Genomic DNA, 17,508 nt, shown 5'->3' on the forward strand with positions numbered 1-17,508 from the left:
CAGGAGGGGAAAGTCGCCCTCGGGCGGCAGTGTCGGAACGGCCCCGCGTGATCGCGGGGGGCATTGCCAGCCCGGCGGCAGGCGCCTCCGAAAGAGGGTGCGCCTGTTTCCCTACCGATCAGTCGTCCATCTTCAGCGCGGCGATGAAAGCTTCCTGCGGAATCTCCACCTTTCCGAACTGGCGAAGCCGCTTCTTGCCTTCCTTCTGCTTGTCCAGAAGCTTGCGCTTGCGCGTCACGTCGCCGCCATAGCACTTGGCCAGAACGTCCTTCCTGAGCGCCCGGATCGTCTCGCGAGCGATGATCTTGCCGCCGATCGCCGCCTGGATCGGGATCTGGAACATGTGCTGCGGGATGAGATCCTTCAGCTTTTCGCACATGGCGCGGCCGCGCCGTTCCGCCTGGCTGCGGTGAACGAGCACCGAGAGCGCATCCACCGGTTCGGCGTTGACGAGGATCTGCATCTTGACCAGATCGCCCTCGCGATAGTCGCTGAGGTGATAGTCGAACGACGCGTAGCCCTTGGAGATCGACTTCAGCCGGTCGTAGAAGTCGAACACCACTTCGTTGAGCGGCAGGTCGTACTGTACGATGGCCCGGCTGCCGACGTAGGAGAGGTCGATCTGGATGCCGCGACGGTCCTGGCAGAGCTTCAGGATGGCGCCCAGATATTCGTCCGGCGTCATGATCGAGGCGCGGATCCACGGCTCGGAAATTTCCGAGATACGCGTCACCTCCGGCATGTCGGCCGGATTGTGAAGCTCGATCTCCGTGCCGTCGGTGAGGCTCATCTTGTAGATGACCGACGGCGCGGTTGCGATCAGGTCGAGGTTGAACTCGCGCTCGAGTCGCTCCTGGATGATCTCGAGATGCAAGAGGCCTAGGAAGCCGCAGCGGAAGCCGAAGCCGAGGGCGGCCGAGGTCTCCATCTCGAAGGAGAAGCTGGCGTCGTTGAGGCGCAGCTTGCCGACGGCGGCGCGCAAATCCTCGAAGTCGGCGGCGTCAACCGGGAACAGACCGCAGAACACCACCGGCTGCGCCGGGCGGAAGCCAGGCAGCGGCTCGGTGGTCTGCCGGCGTTCGTCGGTGATCGTGTCTCCGACGGCGGTGTCGGCCACTTCCTTGATCGATGCGGTGATGACGCCGACCTCGCCGGTCGTGAGCTTGTCGCAGAGCTGAAGCTTGGGCGTCATGTAGCCGACGCGCTCCACCTCGTAGACGGCGCCGGTGCGCATCATCTTGACCTTCATGCCCTTCCGGAGCTCGCCGTCGATGATGCGAACGAGCACCATGACGCCGAGATAGGCATCGTACCAGCTGTCGACCAGCATCGCCTTGAGCGGCGCGTCCGGATCGCCCTTGGGTGGCGGCAGGCGCTTGACGATCGCTTCCAGCACGCCCTCGATGTTGAGCCCTGTCTTGGCCGAGATCTCCACCGAGTCCGAGGCATCGAGCCCGATCACGTCCTCGATCTGGCTCTTGACGCGCTCGGGTTCGGCTGCGGGCAGGTCGACCTTGTTGAGGATCGGCACGATCTCGTGGTTGTTGTCGATCGCCTGATAGACGTTGGCCAGCGTCTGCGCCTCGACGCCCTGGCTGGCGTCGACCACGAGCAAGGATCCCTCGCAGGCGGCGAGCGACCGGCTGACTTCGTAGGCGAAGTCCACGTGGCCTGGCGTGTCCATCAGGTTGAGCGTGTAGGTCTCGCCGTCCTCCGCCTTGTAGGCAAGGCGAACGGTCTGGGCCTTGATGGTGATGCCGCGCTCGCGCTCGATATCCATCGAGTCGAGAATCTGTTCCTTCATGTCGCGCTGCGCGACGGTACCCGTCGTCTGGATCAGGCGATCGGCGAGCGTCGACTTGCCATGATCGATATGAGCGATGATGGCGAAGTTGCGAATATGGGTGAGCGGCTTTGTCGTCATGGCCGGCTAGATATCATTACCCCGCCCCACCGCCAAGCACCTGACACCCGGCCGGAGCAAGGTTTTCCGAGCCATCGTTCAACCCGGCAACCCGCCAACGCGACTTATGTCTTGAACGTGATAAGTGTTTTTCTGAGCGGTGCCGGCCCCGACCTTCGTTTATCAATGAGAAATGGTCGCTTTTTGAGGCGGCGAGAACATCCTTTGCAAAGGATGTGGACCAGGGAAGGCGGGGAAAGACGTGGTGAAGGATCTGTCGAACAAGTTTGCCGCCTTGTCGCTTGCCGTCACCGACGCGACGCTTTCCGGAGATGCCACTCTAGCGCCAACGGCCGTTGCCGCCCTGATCACAGCCGCCAACAATCCACCGGCCAGTATTGGCGAGATGGCCGCCATCGTCGGCCTTACCCACTCGGCGACCGTCCGTCTCATCGATCGGATGGAAGCCGATGGCCTGCTGCATCGCTGCCGTCGCGTCGGGCGCGAGGTGTTGGTGGAGATCACGCCTGCCGGACGACGTCGGGCGGACGGGTTGCAGGATCATCGCCTTGCCGAGAGCAAGGGGTTCCTCACTTGCCTTTCTCCGGAGGAGCGCGACCTTCTTGGCCAGCTTGTCGATCGGATGCTGCGCGCCCATGCCGCGCGTGGACGTGATCAGCGCCGCTTATGCCGGATGTGTGCACGGTCCAACTGCACGTGCTGCTTCGAGACGGATGATCTCAAGACCAAGAACGTGTCGTCAAACGGCTCTGCTTCCATCGACGAGATCTGATCGCCATCCGTGTTATGCCAGCCCCGTCTTGCGATAGGTCCAGACACGAGCCGGCGGCAAGTTTCGCACGATCCAGCCGCTGGCCCCGAGGGTCCAGCGCCCCGCCTCGGCGGGAACCGGCGGCACGAGAGCGTAGGAGAACTGAATGAACGGTCTACCCGGTTCGAGGACCGTCATCGCCTCGTTGAGCAGTTGGCGGCGGCGAAGCGGGGGTTGCGTGAACAGGGGAAGCGACGAGACGACGGCTGCCACCTTCTCTACACCGGCGCGCCGCAGCGTCTCGCCGAACTGGTAGGCATCGCCCACCGTTACGCCGATGCCCGGAAAGCGCCCCCGCATATGCTCGGCGAAGTCCGGGTTGTACTCTATGGCAAGCAGGCGTTCGGGGGCGACGCCGCGTTGGAGGAGGGCGGAGGTAACCGCGCCGGTGCCCGGTCCCAGTTCGACCACCGTTCCCTCCCAGGAGGGGTCGACGGCGCCGGCCATGGCACGGGCTAGCCATCGACCCGAAGGGCTGACCGCACCGGTTGTGAGCGGCTTCGCAGCCCAACTCTTCAAGAACTTGAGGTCGTCCGAATACTGGCAACGTACGCGCTTTGCCTCGGCGATGGCTTCATCCCGCCAACGGTGCACGAACATGCTCTACTCCCAAGTTCGGCTTGCAGACGTGCGGGCCGCAACTCCAACGCCCCATGTCGGGGTTTCTACAGTGACGTCAACTGCCAAGGTTGTCAAAGAAATCGCGCACGCGGGCAAAGAAGCCGGCCGACTCGGGATTGTTCTCGCCCGAAGACTCGCGTTCGAACTCCTCAAGTAGCTCGCGTTGACGGCGTGTGAGGCGTTGCGGCGTCTCGACGGTGACATTGATGTACATGTCGCCGACATCGCGCGAACGCAGCACCGGCATGCCCTTCGACTTGAGACGGAACTGCTTGCCGGTCTGGGTTCCCTCGGGGACGCGAACCTTGGTCTTGCCGCCTTCGATCGTGGGAACTTCGAACTCGCCGCCCAGCGCCGCAGTTGTCATGGAGATCGGCACGCGGCAATGGAGATCGGCACCGTCGCGCTGGAAGAAGGCGTGCGGTCGGAGCGAGATGAAGATGTAGAGATCACCGGCAGGGCCGCCCCTCAGGCCGGCTTCGCCTTCGCCTGACAGACGGATGCGCGTACCATCCTCGATGCCGGCCGGAATATTGACCGAGAGCGTCCGTTCCTGCGTGGTGCGCCCTGTACCCGAACACGCGTCGCAAGGGTTGGCGATGGTCTCGCCGCGCCCCTGGCAGGTGGGGCAGGTGCGCTCGATGGTAAAGAAGCCCTGGCTCGCCCTCACCTTGCCGCTGCCGCCGCAGGTGCGGCAGGTCTGGGGGCTGGTGCCGGGCTTGGCGCCGGTGCCGGAACACTTGACGCAAGTGATCGACGTGGGGACGTGAATTTCGACGGTTTTACCGCCGAAGGCCTCTTCCAGCGTGACGTCGAGGTTGTAGCGCAGATCGGCGCCACGCTCGCGGCCGTTCGGTCGGCTACGCCGGCCGCCGCTCATGAACTCGCCGAAAATGTCGTCGAAAATGTCGGCCATCGAGGCGCCGAACCCGGGATCGGCACCGCGCCCGCCCATGCCGTTTTCGAAGGCGGCGTGGCCGAATCGGTCGTAGGCGGCCTTCTTCTGGGGGTCCTTCAGAACCTCGTAGGCCTCGTTGGCCTCCTTGAAACGGACCTCTGCTGTAGCGTCACCCGGGTTTTTGTCCGGGTGCAATTGCATGGCGAGCTTTCGAAAGGCGCTCTTCAGCGTCTTCTCGTCGGCGTCGCGGGGAACGCCCAGCACGTCGTAATAATCGCGTTTGGCCATCGTTTGTCCCGAGGTGGGAGATACCAGGGCGGCGCCTCCCGCCCGCTCTCAACAGGAAACGGCTCCCCGGTTACTCGACCGGAGAGCCGGAAGCGCAGGAAGCCCGGCGTCAGCCGTTCTTCTTGTCGTCCTTGACCTCTTCGAAGTCGGCGTCGAGGACGTCATCACCCTCGGTGCTCGGCTTCTCCTCGGCGCCGCCCTGCGCGGCATACATGGCCTCGCCAAGCTTCATGGCTGCCTGGGCGAGGGCATTGGTCTTGGCCTTGATATCCTCGGCATCGTCGGAATCGATCACAGCCTTGAGGTCGGCGATGGCGCTTTCGATGGTCGACTTGTCCGAGGCCGAGACCTTGTCGCCGAAGTCGGCAAGCGACTTCTCGGTCGAATGCACCAGAGCCTCGGCGTGGTTCCGCGCCTCGACCGCCTCGCGGCGGGCCTTGTCGGCGGCGGCATTGGCCTCGGCGTCCTTCACCATCTTGTCGATGTCGGAATCCGAAAGCCCACCCGACGCCTGAATGCGGATCTGCTGCTCCTTGCCAGTGCCCTTGTCCTTGGCGGACACCTGCACGATGCCGTTGGCGTCGATGTCGAAGGTCACCTCGATCTGCGGCACGCCGCGCGGCGCCGGCGGCAGGCCGACGAGATCGAACTGGCCGAGCATCTTGTTGTCGGCCGCCATCTCGCGCTCACCCTGGAAGACGCGGATGGTCACCGCGCTCTGGCTGTCCTCGGCGGTCGAGAACACCTGGCTCTTCTTGGTGGGGATGGTGGTGTTGCGGTCGATGAGGCGGGTGAACACGCCACCGAGCGTCTCGATGCCGAGCGACAGCGGCGTCACGTCGAGAAGGAGGACGTCCTTGACCTCGCCGGCGAGGACGCCGGCCTGGATGGCGGCGCCGATGGCGACCACTTCATCCGGGTTGACGCCCTTGTGCGGTTCGCGGCCAAAGAACTGCTTGACGGTCTCCTGCACCTTCGGCATGCGCGTCATGCCGCCAACGAGCACCACCTCGTCGATCTGACCGGCGCTGAGGCCGGCATCCTTGAGGGCCGCCTTGCAAGGCTCGACGGTCTTCTGGACGAGATCGTCGACCAGAGCCTCGAACTTGGCGCGGGTGAGCTTCAGCGTCAGGTGCTTGGGACCCTTGGCGTCGGCGGTGATGAACGGCAGGTTGATTTCCGTCTGGGCCGAGGAGGACAGCTCGATCTTGGCCTTTTCCGCAGCTTCCTTCAGGCGCTGCAGGGCCAGCTTGTCACCGCGCAGGTCGATGCCCTGCTCCTTCTTGAACTCGTCGGCCAGATAGTTGACGAGCCGCATGTCGAAGTCTTCGCCACCGAGGAAGGTGTCGCCATTGGTGGACTTCACCTCGAACACGCCGTCACCGATCTCGAGGATCGAGATATCGAACGTACCGCCGCCGAGGTCGTACACGGCGATGGTCTTGGAGTGGTCGGACTTGTCGAGGCCATAGGCGAGGGCGGCGGCCGTCGGCTCGTTGATGATGCGCAGCACTTCAAGGCCGGCGATCTTGCCGGCGTCCTTGGTGGCCTGACGCTGGGCATCGTTGAAATAGGCGGGAACGGTGATGACGGCCTGCGTCACACTGGTTCCGAGATAGGCCTCGGCCGTTTCCTTCATCTTGGCCAGCGTCATGGCCGAGATCTGCGAGGGCGAATACTTCTTGCCTTCGGAGTTCACCCAGGCGTCGCCGTTGTCACCCTTGACGATGGCATAGGGGACGAGATCCTTGTCCTTGGCCACCATCGGATCCTCGAACCGGCGGCCGATCAGACGCTTCACCGCGAAGATGGTGTTTTCGGGGTTGGTGACAGCCTGTCGCTTGGCCGGCTGGCCGACCAGACGCTCTCCGCCGTCGGCGAAGGCGACGATCGACGGCGTGGTGCGCGCGCCCTCAGAATTCTCGATCACCTTGGCATTCTTGCCGTCCATGATGGCGACGCAGGAATTGGTCGTCCCGAGATCGATGCCGATAACCTTGCCCATTTCGTCACTCCGTTCAGGCAGACCGTCCGAACCCTCTTCCGAGGCATTCGGCTAGACGCCGGATTCCCGGCCGGTCCCCGTTTCTTACCTTGAATGCTGACCGGGGAAGTCCCCGAATTCGGGCGGTATATAGGTTGCCGGCGAAGGCGGCGCAAGAAGCTGGATGTGGTCTGGAGAGCGGTTGCTGCGAGAAAACCCGCCAAACCTAACCCACCATTAAGCCAGGAGCTCCTAGGGTTCCGCTGCCGATGGGGGAAATTTGCATGCGGAAGATCTCGCGCCTCGCCATGGAGGAGATTCGTAGCGATCGATTGGTCTACGCATTGATCGGCCTGTATCTCGTCCTCGCGAGTGCCATGCTGGTGCCGGTTGGCCATATCTTTGCAGACCTATATGTCGAGTATCTCTTCAGCTTGCTGGTGCTCGATGTTGTAGCGTTGCCGGCGCTTGTCCTGATTGGACTGTCACTTCGGTCCATTGCCGCCAATCCTCGTCATCCTGCAGCCTGGCTTCGGGCTTGTCTCGATCAGCGACGTATCGCTCGTATCCTGGCAGGATTCGTGTTGCTGCTGGCTTTGGCTCCCTTCATGGCAACGTTTACCGCCATGAAGTCATTCATTGGTCTGGACGGCTTTACCTCTGACGCTTCTCTTGCCGATATCGATCGTTGGCTGCATTTCGGAACTGATCCCGCGATTCTGCTCCACGGGCTCATCAACTATCCTCATACTTGGCGGATATTCGCCTTCTTTTACGGCCCAGGCTGGATGCTTTGGGTCAATGGTTTCGTCTTTTGGATGGCAGTGGCCGCATCCAAGCCGAACATAAGGCGGCGTTTTTTCGTATCGTACATTTTTGCCTGGGTGGTGCTCGGCAACCTGGTGGCATGGCTGGCAATGAGTGCTGGGCCGGCATTCTTCGCTCAGGTGACCGGCGATACCGATCGTTTCGCGTCCACGCTCGCCGCCGTGAGTGCCAACACGCTGCCAAATGGTAGCGGAATACGCGACGTGCAGCTGTATCTCTGGGACCTCTATGTTACTAGAACCTCGGGCTTTGGCATGGGAATCTCGGCTTTTCCCAGCTTGCACGTGGCCATGGTAACGCTCTGCGCCCTTGTTGCCCTGGAGGTTGACCGTCTTTTGGCCATAGCCGGCTTATTGATCGTTCTTCTCATTGAAGCCGGATCCATTTTGTTCGGCTGGCACTATGCGATTGATGGCTACTTCTCCATCGTCGTCATGGCTGTGCTCTGGCGAGCGCTTCGCCAGGTTCCCGCTTTGGGCCTCGATGGTCGAGATGTGACGGAAGCAACCATCGAAATGGCGGGCTCTTCCTTGCACGCCAGTGCGCCTGGCAAGGTAGTCTGACCCTCCCTGTTTCGTTTCGCTGGTGTCTATTACCGAAATGTCACGAGACCGTCGGTGAAATGTCACTATCCTCGCTGCAAGGATGTGATGGTGGCTATGCATCTTGGCGGAGGGCTCACGATGTTCGGACTTACTGGCACTTTCCCGACAACGGAGGCGAGGCCCAATCTAGGCGGCGGGACTGTGACGCTCGGTCGTATGGGTGCGCTTGAAGTGCGGCTCGCCCGGTCTGCCGGCGAGGTTCGCGCCGCTCAGGCGCTTCGCTACCGCGTCTTCTACGGGGAGATGCAGGCAACCGCCGATCCGCGCACGCTTCTGCGCCGTCGCGATGCCGATGCGTTCGACCGTTACTGCGATCATCTGCTGGTTCTCGATCACGACGATGTCGAAATCCGCCCCTTCCGCCGGGCTCGGCCGCGCATCGTCGGTACCTACAGGCTCCTTCGCCAGAAGGTGGCTGAGCGTCATCGCGGCTTCTACACGGCCGGAGAGTTTTCCATCGAGCCGCTCCTCGCCCGCCACGCCGGCCTGGAGTTTCTCGAACTCGGTCGTTCCTGCGTCATGAAGCCCTATCGCAGCAAGCGCACCGTCGAGCTGCTGTGGCAGGGGATCTGGGCTTACGTGCTGAACAACGGCGTCGATGCCATGATCGGCTGCGCATCGTTCGAAGGCACCGATCCCGACGCTCTGGCCTTGCCGCTCTCCTTCTTGCACCACCACGCCTCGGCCGATACCGACTGGCTGGTCGAGGCGCGTCCCGAGCGGGCCGTATCCATGAATCGGCTGCCGATCGAGGCGGTGGATATGCGTGCGGCGCTTGCCGGAATGCCGCCGCTCATCAAGGGCTACCTTCGCCTCGGCGCGATGGTCGGTCGCGGTGCCGTCGTCGATCGTCCCTTCGGCACCACCGACGTAATGATCGTTCTGCCGGTCGACCGCATTTCCGAGCGCTATGTCCGATACTATGGCGCCGACGCCAGCCGCTACGCCGCCTGATCCTTGCCTGCCTTGAACACGAAGCGTGAATAGCCGGCAAAGTTCATCACCATGCCGACGCCGGTGCCGGCCGCAACCGCCAGTACTGGCCGTAGGTCCGTCAGGAGCGTCATGGCGGCGGCAAAGACCAGATAGTTGGCGATGATCGAGACAAGTGAGACCGTCAGGTAGCGAGCTCGGCGGCCGGGAACATGCTCCCTCCGTTCCTTCCAGGTGAGGTTGCGATTGATCGCGTAGGTGACGACGATGGCGATGGCCACGGCGAAGACGCGGCCGAGATAGGGGCTGACGCCAAAGGCGGCCAGTGCTTCGGTCAAGCCGGCGTCGACGACAAAGCCGCTGAGGCCTGCTACGGCGAACCCACCGAACCGCCTGATGACCGGAGGCATCTCAACTGGCCGTGCGTCGGCTGGGGCGATCGCCCAACCGACGCAGGAGGTCGCGAAGTTCTGCGAGGTTTGCCGTCGTTTCCGCCTCGGCAGGCTCCCGCGTCGGCCGGAGCGAGGGGATCGACAGATAGAGGATGCGCTTTTGCTCGACGCGCGCACGAGCAAGGCTGTCGAGCACCAGGCCGGCGGTTGCCAGAAGCGCTGCGAGGATCATCAGCCCTGTCGAAAGAACGGCTGTCGGCAGGCGAGGAACCAGGCCAGTCTCGACATAGGTCGCGAAGACCGGCACGGCGAGAATGACCGAGGCGAATGCGAAAAGACTCGAAAGCGCTCCGAAGAACAAGCTCGGTCGCGTCTCCTTCACCAGCATGGCGAACATCACGAGAATGCGGAAGCCGTCGCGGAACGTCCGTAGCTTGGACGGAGCTCCTTCGACCCGGTGCCCGTAGTCGAGAGACAGCTCCACGGTGGGGATGTGGAGCTGGCCGGCATGCACCGCCATTTCCGTTTCGATCTCGAAGCCATGTGACACGGCTGGAAAGCTCTTGACGAAACGTCTTGTGAAAGCGCGGTAGCCGGAGAACACGTCGCTGAAGTCGGGGCCGAACAGGCGACGATACAGACCGTTGAAAATGCGGTTGCCGAAGGCGTGTCCGGAGCGGCCGGCGTCGACTGTGACGTTGCGGCGGACTCCGACGGCCATGTCGGCCCGCTCGGTGATCAGCGCTCGGACGAGGTCGACGGCGTCGAGAGGGTCATAGGTGCCATCGCCATCGGCCATGACGTAGACGTCAGCGTCGATGTCGGCGAACATGCGCCGGACCACGTGTCCCTTGCCCTGTCGACCCTCGCGGATGACCTCGGCACCAGCGACTCTCGCCTCTATGGCGGTTCGGTCCGAGGAGTTGTTATCGAAGACGAAGATGCGCGCCTCTGGCAGCGCGGCTCTAAAACCGCACACGACGGCGCCGATCGTCATTCCCTCGTTGTAGCAGGGAAGCACCACCGCGATGTCGAGGCCCGGGAAGGCGGCGGTGGAGTCGGTTGGGCTCTCGCTAGCGGTCATGGTGCCATCCGGAGGATGCGGACCGCGACAGGCGGTGCGCCGCCTTTACCTTTTATCCATTGTGTTAAGGCAAAGCTAACGACGCTTCGCATGTGCCGGGCTTTCCTGCGTTCTGTCGTCGGCTTTGGTCAATGAATTCCAAACAAGGCGCCTTTGGCGCCGCACCTGTTCTCTTCGGTTTTGTCCTGCGCGCTCGGTTGGTCTTCGCTGTCGCGTTGGGGCTATTCGTCGTGGGACTCGTCGCGGTCAATCGGCTCGCCGACCTCGGCCCCGCTTGGGACGATCCCGACTCCATGATGCGACTGGTGGAAGTGCGTGATTTTCTTGGCGGTCAGAGCTGGTTCGACCTGACGCAGTATCGGCTCGATCCGCCCGGTGGAGTGCTGATGCACTGGTCGCGCCTCGTCGACTTGCCGATTGCCGCCATCGTTCTCGCGGCGACGCCCGTTGCCGGTGGAGCCGGGGCCGAGTTGTTTGCCACCACGGTTTGGCCGGTCCTGCTGGTGATTCCCTTCGCCTTCGCGCTCGCCTCGGTCGCCGGTCGTTTCGGCGGCGAGACCGCCCGCCTCGCCACGCTCCTGATGATTTTCCTGTCGCCCCAGGTGAAGAGCGTGTTCGTACCCGGTACCCTCGACCATCACAACGTTCAGGCGGTGCTGCTCGCCTGTGTTTTGATGGGACTGGTCCGTGCCGATCAGGCGCGCCGCTGGCCGATCGCTGCCGGTGTCGCGGCGGCCGTCAGCCTCGCCGTCGGGATGGAGACGTTGCCCGCCATCCTTCTGGCCATTCTCGGCCTCGCCATTGCCTGGACCATCAATGCCGACCGTTGGCGGTACGGTCTGATGCTGTTTGCCGGTGCGTTGGTCGTCGGCACTCTTCTGACAGCCGCCGCGACAATACCCCCGTCGCGTTGGCTGGTGCCTGCCTGTGATGCGTTGTCCTTTGCCTACCTGATACCGGTGGTCATCGGTGGTGGCGCCGTGATCGTGTTGGCGGCCTTGCTTCGCGGCCACGGCGATGGTGTTCCGGGTCTCCTGATGCGTGGCGGAGCGTTGGTCGCTGTCGCTTCGCTCCTGGTGGCTGTGGCCGCCGTTCTGTTCCCGACCTGTCTTGCCGGTCCCTACGGCGATATCGATCCGGCCATTCGGCCGATCTGGCTGGACCATATTGACGAGGCGCAAGGCTTTCTGTCGACGATCGAGAACCGGCCCGGGCTGGTGATGCCGGCATACTTCGCCCCGTTCGCCGCTCTCGCCCTAGGGGCGAGGGCGCTTCGCCGCATGCCGTCCGCCGACCGGCCGGCTTTCGTCATCGTGCTGTCCATTCTCGGCGGCTCGATCCTGCTCGGCGCGATGCAGCTGCGCGCGCTCGTTGGCGCTCAGGTGGTCGCTTCGGCTGCCGTTGGCGTCGTCGTGGCCCTGGCCATCAAGGCAACGGCCGGGCGTGACGATGCGCGCGCGGTAGCCCAGCGCTGGAGTTGGCTCGCGGCCGTCCCGGTTTTGTGGATGCTTCTCGTCACGGCGGTCGATCGCCTGTCCGGCCAGCCGGACACAGAAGCGGTCAATGTTGCGACCATGACCGATTGCCGCGCCTTCTTTGGCGACGTGCTCGGCTCGCGCGCGCCGGGTCTCGTCGTGGCCACATCGAACTTCGGGGCCTTCCTGCTCAAGGCGACCCCGCATGCCGTGCTGGCGGCGCCCTATCATCGTGGCGCCCACGGCATCCTGGCTGTCGATGCCGTCTTTACGGGCGCCGATCCCGAGGCCGCTTTCCGGGCCACCGGCGCCACCTATCTTGCGGCCTGTACCGGCGACCCCGAGCTGAACCAGATGGCCGAGCGCGCGCCGAACGGACTTGCAGCACGCCTGATCGATGGCGTAAGGCCCCCTTGGCTTGCCGAGGTCGCCTCTGGGCCGGCCGGGATGATCTTTTCGGCAAGGCCGTCCGGGCTCGACGTTACCGGTTCGCTGCCGATGTTGAGGCTTCGCCCATCGATCCGCGATTGACGGGGGCTTCTGACTTGGACTGGGCCTTCCTATGCAGCTCCGTTTTGCGGCTTGGTTAATCTCCGGTTAATCGACTGGGGCGCAGCATGGTCCGTCAACGAAGCCGGATTAGCCCATGTTTTCTCGTCTCGCCACACTCGCCTTTCTAGCCACCGTCCTGCCGGCCGCTGCCGAGACGCCAGCCAAACAGTTGTTCGGTGCCGTCGAGGATCCGGCGCCGCTTGCCGCCCGCTCCATCGGGTCTTATTCGCGCGGTTGTCTTGCTGGTGCGGCGCTCTTGCCCGTCAATGGCCCGACCTGGCAGGTCATGCGCCTGTCGCGCAATCGTAACTGGGGCAATCCCGTTCTGGTCGGTTTCCTCGAACACCTCGCGTCCAAGGCGCCTGCGGTCGGCTGGAACGGTCTTCTCGTCGGCGACCTGTCGCAACCGCGCGGCGGTCCGATGTCGTCGGGCCATGCCAGCCACCAGATCGGGCTCGACGCCGACATCTGGCTGACGCCGATGCCAAAGCGCGAACTCACCTACGACGAGAGGGAGCGGGTGAGCGCGGTGTCGATGCTGGCTCCCGACAAGCTGACCGTCGATCCCAAGAAGTTCTCGCAGCGCCAGTTCAACATCATTCGCCTAGCAGCCAAGCAGCCGGAGGTGGAGCGCATCTTCGTCAACCGGGCCATCAAGAAGGCGCTTTGCGAAGGCGCGGGCAGTGACCGCGCATGGCTGTCCAAGGTCCGCCCCTGGTGGGGGCATGACTTCCATTTCCACGTTCGGATGGCCTGCCCGGCCAACTCGCCGACGTGCAAGCCCCAGGCATCTCCACCGTCCGGGGACGGATGCGGCGCGGAGCTTCAGAGCTGGTATGCGCCGCCGCCAAAACCGACGAAGCCGTCAAAGCCCAAGCCGCCGCGCCCCGAAATCACCCTGAAGGACCTTCCGCCGGAGTGCTCGCAGGTTTTGGTCGCAAAATGACAAAGGGCCGCGTCTAGCGCGGCCCATGCCATGTTGTCCGTCAGTCGTGCGCTTATCCGCGCAGCGTGGCGCCTGTAGCCTTCTGCACGGAGACGACGATCGCCTTTGACACCTTCTCGATGTCTTCGTCGGTCAGCGTGCGATCGCTTGGCGTCAGCGTCACGGCGATGGCAACCGACTTCTGTCCGGCCGCGACATGCTCGCCCGTGTAGATGTCGAACACGTCGACACCGCCGATCAGCTTCTTGTCGGCGCCCTGCACCGCCTTGACGATCTTGGCCACCTCGACCCCCTCGTCGACGACGAAGGCGAAGTCGCGGCTGACCGGCATGAAGGCCGACAGGGCGAGTGCTGGTTTGCCGCGGCCAGCCTTGGCCTTGGCCACCGGAATGCGGTCGAGGATCACCTCGGCGGCAACGATCGGTCCTTCAGCGTCCAGTGCTTCGATGACGGCCGGATGCAGCTCGCCGAAGTGGGCAAGCACGGTCTGCGGTCCGAGCTGGATGCTGCCCGAGCGTCCCGGATGGAACCAGCTCGGCGCGGAGCGGACGATCTGGACGCGCGAGACGTCGACGCCAAGGGCATCGAGCAGCGCCAGCGCATCGGCCTTGGCATCGAAGACGCTCACGGCGGCGGCCGAGCCATTCCAGTGACGGCCTGCACCGGAAAAGCCGGCGCTACCTTCGCGAATGGCGGTCGCCGCAATGCTCTGGTCCTGGGGGCGATCCCCGGCAAACACCTGACCAACCTCGAACAGGGCGAGATCGGCGAGACCTCGATCGGCGTTCCGCTTGACCGCCGCGACGAGGCCGGGGATCAGGCTCGGCCGCATGTCGCTCATGTCGGCGGAAATCGGGTTGGCGAGCTCGAGCTCGGGTGCGCCACCGCCGAACAGCACGGCGATGGGCTTGGCCAGGAACGACCAGGTCACGGCTTCGACGAGGCCGCGCGCCGCCAGCGTCCGCTTGGCGCGCCGGGTGCGGATCTGCAGCGGCGTGAGTACCTTCTGGGACACCGAAGAGATGCGCGACAGTGCCGTTGCCTTCACCTGGTCGAGACCGACGATGCGCACCACCTCCTCGACAAGGTCGGCCTTGCCGTGCACGTCCGGCCGCCAGGACGGAACGGCAACCGAGCGACTATCGCCGTTCCCGGTCGTCGAGAAGCCGAGCTTTTCGAGCGTACCGGTGATGGTTTCGGCCGGGAGTTCGAGACCGGACAGGCGTTTCACCTCGGCGAGCGGGAAGTCGACGACCTTGTTGAGAAGCGGCTCTCTGCCGGCCACGACCACTTCCGAAGCTTCGCCGCCGCATAGGTCGAGCACCATCTGCGTCGCGAGCTCGAGGCCGGCGACGACGAAGCCGGGATCGATTCCACGCTCGAAGCGGAAGCGGGCGTCGGAGTTGAGGCCCAGCCGACGACCGGTCCGGGCCGTACGCCCGGCGTCGAAAAAGGCGCTTTCGATGAAGACGGACGTGGTGGCCTCTGTCGAACCGGTGGTTTCGCCACCCATCACGCCGCCGAGGCCGAGCACCGCCGCATCGTCGGCGATGACGCACATGTTTTCGTCGACCGCGTATGTCTTCCCGTCGAGTGCCAGCAGGCTTTCGCCCGACTTGCCGAGACGGGCGCAGATGGTGCCGGTCAGCTTGTCGGCATCATAGACATGCAGCGGCCGGCCTCGATCGAAGGTGATGTAGTTGGTGATGTCGACCAGCGCGGAAATCGGCCGCAGCCCGATTGCCTTGAGGCGATCCTGAAGCCACTTCGGCGACGGACCGTTCTTGAGGCCGCGCACCACACGGCCGGCGAACACCGGACAGGGCGTGTCATCGCCATCGAACGTCAGAGCAATTGGCACCGGCGAGGGGAACGTGCCCGGAACTGGCGCCAGCGGATCTGGCTTCAGCTTGCCGAGGCCGCGCGCGGCAAGATCGCGGGCGATGCCGCGAACGCCGAGGCAGTCGGGCCGGTTGGGCGTGATGGAAATGTCGATCACCGGGTCGGAGCCGCCACGATAGTCGGCGAACGAGACACCAATCGGAGCATCTTCGGGCAACTCGATGATGCCGTTGTGCTCGTCGGAGAGGCCGAGTTCGCGCTCCGAGCACATCATGCCCCGGCTCTCGACGCCGCGGATGGTGCCGACCTCGAGCACGTCGCCGGTGGCCGGAATGACGACGCCGGGCAGGGCGAACACGCCCTTGAGGCCGGCGCGCGCGTTCGGCGCGCCGCAAACCACCTGCACCGGCCCCTTGCCGGCATCGACCGACAGAAGCTTCAGCTTGTCGGCGTTGGGGTGCTTGTCGGCCGTGACGATCTTGGCGACGACGAAAGGCTTGAGCGGAGCCGAAGGATCGGAAACCTCTTCCACCTCGAGGCCCACCATGGTGAGCGCTTCGACAACCTCGCCGAGCGAGGCTTCCGTTTCGAGATGGTCTTTCAGCCAGCTGAGGGTGAACTTCATTTTGGCAAATCCGTTATCGGAAATTCTGAATGGCTTGGCGCGTGGAGCGGCGGGATGACGCGGTGGCTAGGACCGCGAGCATCATCCCGTCAGCCCGCCGTAGAGGCTCGGCAGGTCGAGCGGGCGGAAGCCATAGTGCTTCAGCCAGCGGGCATCGGCGTCGAAGAAAGCGCGCAGGTCGGGCATGCCGTATTTCAGCATGGCGATGCGGTCGATGCCCATGCCGAAGGCAAAGCCCTGGTAGACGTCGGGATCGAGGCCGGCGGAGCGAATGACGTTCGGGTGCACCATGCCGCAGCCGAGAATCTCCAGCCAATCGTCGCCTTCGCCGATGCGGATCTCCGAGCCCGAGCGCCGACACCCGACATCGACTTCCATCGACGGCTCGGTGAACGGGAAGAAGGACGGACGAAACCGGGTCTTGACCTCTTCGACCTCGAAGAAGGCCTTCAGGAACTCTTCCAGCACCCACTTGAGATGGCCGAAATGGGTCGTCTCGTCGATGACGAGCCCCTCCACCTGGTGGAACATCGGCGTGTGGGTCGCGTCGCTGTCGCAGCGATAGGTGCGGCCGGGGGCGATGATGCGGATCGGCGGTTTCTGCGTCTCCATGGTGCGAACCTGCACCGGCGAGGTGTGGGTTCTGAGCAGCAGACGCGAGCCGTCTTCCTTCGGCTTCAGGAAGAAGGTGTCGTGCATCTCTCGCGCCGGGTGGTCCGGCGGAAAGTTGAGCGCGGTGAAGTTATAGTGGTCGGTCTCGATGTCCGGCCCCTCGGCGACGGCAAATCCCATGTCGGTGAAGATGGCGGTGATCTCGTCGATCACCTGGCTCACCGGATGGATGCGCCCTTCGGCGAGCGGTCCGGTGCGAACCGGCAGCGAGATGTCCACGGTCTCGCGGGTGAGGCGGGCGTCGAGCGCGGCGGCTTTCAGCACGGCCTTGCGGTCGGCGATGGCAAGGGCCGCCCGGTCTTTCAGGGCGTTGATTGCCGCGCCGCGAGTCCGCCGCTCGTCCGGGCTCATGGCGCCGAGCGTCTTGAGCAACGCCGATACCGATCCCTGCTTGCCGAGGGTGGCGACGCGCACGCCCTCCAGGGCGGTTTCGTCGCTGGCGGCGTGAATGTCGTCGAGAATGGTGGCTTCGAGCTGTTCGATATCGGTCATGACGGATGTCCTGGCGGATCTGATGGCAGGCTTCTAGCCGGTCTCACCGGCGAAAGCATCCCGGAAACGAAAAGAGCGGCGCACCGATCGGCGCGCCGCTCTCGCAATGTCGGGGCGGCCGATCGGCGATCGGCCCCGCGCTGTCACCAATTAGGCGGCAGCCTGGGCCTTCTCGACGATGGCCTTAAACGATGCCGGCTCGCTGATGGCGAGGTCGGACAGCACCTTGCGGTCGATGGCGATCCCGGCCTTGGCCAGGAGGTCGATGAAGCGAGCGTAGGTCAGCTCGCCACCCGTGACATCGCGAACGGCGGCGTTGATGCGCTGGATCCACAGAGCGCGGAAGTTGCGCTTCTTGGCCCGGCGGTCACGCGTCGCATACTGCATTGCGCGATCGACAGCCGCCTTGGCGGTCTTGATGGTATTCTTGCGACGGCCCCGGTAGCCCTTAGCGGCTTCCAAAACCTTCTTGTGCTTGGCATGGGACGTTACGCCCCGCTTGACGCGCGCCATAATTCAGTCTCCTCGATAGTGAG

14 protein-coding genes are annotated in these 17,508 nt (G+C 64.0%); 5 read left to right on the top strand and 9 right to left on the bottom strand.

Going from position 1 to position 17,508, the window contains the following annotated elements; genetic code table 11:
* Positions 1-118: 118 nt before the first annotated feature.
* The gene (lepA, locus tag M4J40_RS09965; protein ID WP_251753929.1) at positions 119-1,924 is read right to left on the bottom strand and encodes a translation elongation factor 4; all 1,806 of its coding nucleotides are present in this window, start codon (positions 1,922-1,924) and stop codon (positions 119-121) included.
* 244 nt (positions 1,925-2,168) lie between these two features.
* Between lepA and M4J40_RS09970 the strand changes: the two genes are divergently transcribed.
* The gene (locus M4J40_RS09970) at positions 2,169-2,696 is read left to right on the top strand and encodes a MarR family transcriptional regulator (protein ID WP_251753930.1); all 528 of its coding nucleotides are present in this window, start codon (positions 2,169-2,171) and stop codon (positions 2,694-2,696) included.
* Positions 2,697-2,708: 12 nt separating this feature from the next.
* On the opposite strand, the gene M4J40_RS09975 is transcribed toward M4J40_RS09970, so the two are convergent.
* From M4J40_RS09975 to dnaK, 3 genes are all read right to left on the bottom strand, one after another.
* The gene (locus M4J40_RS09975) at positions 2,709-3,335 is read right to left on the bottom strand and encodes a class I SAM-dependent methyltransferase (protein ID WP_251753931.1); all 627 of its coding nucleotides are present in this window, start codon (positions 3,333-3,335) and stop codon (positions 2,709-2,711) included.
* Positions 3,336-3,411: 76 nt separating this feature from the next.
* A complete protein-coding gene (dnaJ, locus tag M4J40_RS09980; protein WP_251753933.1) occupies positions 3,412-4,542 on the bottom strand; it encodes a molecular chaperone DnaJ in 1,131 nt (376 codons plus the stop codon).
* Positions 4,543-4,651: 109 nt separating this feature from the next.
* Positions 4,652-6,547 carry a molecular chaperone DnaK gene (dnaK, locus tag M4J40_RS09985; protein ID WP_251753934.1) on the bottom strand — a complete coding sequence of 632 codons (1,896 nt, stop codon included), beginning with the start codon at positions 6,545-6,547 and terminating at the stop codon, positions 4,652-4,654.
* A 263-nt stretch (positions 6,548-6,810) separates the two neighbouring features.
* On the opposite strand from dnaK, the gene M4J40_RS09990 reads away from it, so the two are divergent.
* Both M4J40_RS09990 and M4J40_RS09995 read left to right on the top strand, forming a co-directional pair.
* Positions 6,811-7,917: a phosphatase PAP2 family protein gene (locus M4J40_RS09990; RefSeq protein ID WP_251753935.1), complete on the top strand. Its 1,107-nt coding sequence runs from the start codon at positions 6,811-6,813 to the stop codon at positions 7,915-7,917.
* Between the two features lie 120 nt (positions 7,918-8,037).
* Positions 8,038-8,913 carry a GNAT family N-acetyltransferase gene (locus tag M4J40_RS09995; protein WP_405030733.1) on the top strand — a complete coding sequence of 292 codons (876 nt, stop codon included), beginning with the start codon at positions 8,038-8,040 and terminating at the stop codon, positions 8,911-8,913.
* Here the strand turns inward: M4J40_RS09995 and M4J40_RS10000 are convergent.
* Both M4J40_RS10000 and M4J40_RS10005 read right to left on the bottom strand, forming a co-directional pair.
* Positions 8,901-9,302, bottom strand: a complete 402-nt coding sequence (locus M4J40_RS10000) for a GtrA family protein (protein WP_251753936.1) — start codon at positions 9,300-9,302, stop codon at positions 8,901-8,903. The genes M4J40_RS09995 and M4J40_RS10000 overlap by 13 nt on opposite strands.
* A gap of 1 nt (position 9,303) precedes the next feature.
* Positions 9,304-10,368, bottom strand: a complete 1,065-nt coding sequence (locus tag M4J40_RS10005) for a glycosyltransferase (RefSeq protein ID WP_251753938.1) — start codon at positions 10,366-10,368, stop codon at positions 9,304-9,306.
* 131 nt (positions 10,369-10,499) lie between these two features.
* On the opposite strand from M4J40_RS10005, the gene M4J40_RS10010 reads away from it, so the two are divergent.
* The gene (locus tag M4J40_RS10010) at positions 10,500-12,374 is read left to right on the top strand and encodes a hypothetical protein (RefSeq protein WP_251753939.1); all 1,875 of its coding nucleotides are present in this window, start codon (positions 10,500-10,502) and stop codon (positions 12,372-12,374) included.
* A 115-nt stretch (positions 12,375-12,489) separates the two neighbouring features.
* Positions 12,490-13,341 (top strand): penicillin-insensitive murein endopeptidase, encoded by an 852-nt coding sequence (mepA, locus tag M4J40_RS10015; RefSeq protein ID WP_251753940.1) that lies wholly within the window; start codon positions 12,490-12,492, stop codon positions 13,339-13,341.
* Between the two features lie 52 nt (positions 13,342-13,393).
* Here mepA and pheT read toward each other — a convergent pair whose 3' ends face one another.
* From pheT to rplT, 3 genes are all read right to left on the bottom strand, one after another.
* Positions 13,394-15,808, bottom strand: a complete 2,415-nt coding sequence (pheT, locus tag M4J40_RS10020) for a phenylalanine--tRNA ligase subunit beta (protein WP_251753941.1) — start codon at positions 15,806-15,808, stop codon at positions 13,394-13,396.
* Positions 15,809-15,889: 81 nt separating this feature from the next.
* A complete protein-coding gene (pheS, locus tag M4J40_RS10025) occupies positions 15,890-16,972 on the bottom strand; it encodes a phenylalanine--tRNA ligase subunit alpha (RefSeq protein ID WP_251753942.1) in 1,083 nt (360 codons plus the stop codon).
* Positions 16,973-17,122: 150 nt separating this feature from the next.
* Positions 17,123-17,485, bottom strand: a complete 363-nt coding sequence (rplT, locus tag M4J40_RS10030) for a 50S ribosomal protein L20 (protein WP_100080005.1) — start codon at positions 17,483-17,485, stop codon at positions 17,123-17,125.
* Positions 17,486-17,508 lie beyond the last annotated feature (23 nt).

Source organism: Pleomorphomonas sp. JP5 (assembly GCF_023721815.1).
Classification (GTDB): domain Bacteria; phylum Pseudomonadota; class Alphaproteobacteria; order Rhizobiales; family Pleomorphomonadaceae; genus Pleomorphomonas.

Coding starts and splice junctions, on each gene's coding strand:
- M4J40_RS10005 (WP_251753938.1), bottom strand. CDS start 10,368: ATGACCGCTAGCGAGAGCCCAACCGACTCCACCGCCGCCTTCCCGGGC.
- M4J40_RS09975 (WP_251753931.1), bottom strand. CDS start 3,335: ATGTTCGTGCACCGTTGGCGGGATGAAGCCATCGCCGAGGCAAAGCGC.
- lepA (WP_251753929.1), bottom strand. CDS start 1,924: ATGACGACAAAGCCGCTCACCCATATTCGCAACTTCGCCATCATCGCT.
- M4J40_RS10000 (WP_251753936.1), bottom strand. CDS start 9,302: ATGCCTCCGGTCATCAGGCGGTTCGGTGGGTTCGCCGTAGCAGGCCTC.
- M4J40_RS10010 (WP_251753939.1), top strand. CDS start 10,500: ATGAATTCCAAACAAGGCGCCTTTGGCGCCGCACCTGTTCTCTTCGGT.
- M4J40_RS09995 (WP_405030733.1), top strand. CDS start 8,038: ATGTTCGGACTTACTGGCACTTTCCCGACAACGGAGGCGAGGCCCAAT.
- dnaJ (WP_251753933.1), bottom strand. CDS start 4,542: ATGGCCAAACGCGATTATTACGACGTGCTGGGCGTTCCCCGCGACGCC.
- pheS (WP_251753942.1), bottom strand. CDS start 16,972: ATGACCGATATCGAACAGCTCGAAGCCACCATTCTCGACGACATTCAC.
- M4J40_RS09990 (WP_251753935.1), top strand. CDS start 6,811: ATGCGGAAGATCTCGCGCCTCGCCATGGAGGAGATTCGTAGCGATCGA.
- mepA (WP_251753940.1), top strand. CDS start 12,490: ATGTTTTCTCGTCTCGCCACACTCGCCTTTCTAGCCACCGTCCTGCCG.
- pheT (WP_251753941.1), bottom strand. CDS start 15,808: ATGAAGTTCACCCTCAGCTGGCTGAAAGACCATCTCGAAACGGAAGCC.
- rplT (WP_100080005.1), bottom strand. CDS start 17,485: ATGGCGCGCGTCAAGCGGGGCGTAACGTCCCATGCCAAGCACAAGAAG.
- dnaK (WP_251753934.1), bottom strand. CDS start 6,547: ATGGGCAAGGTTATCGGCATCGATCTCGGGACGACCAATTCCTGCGTC.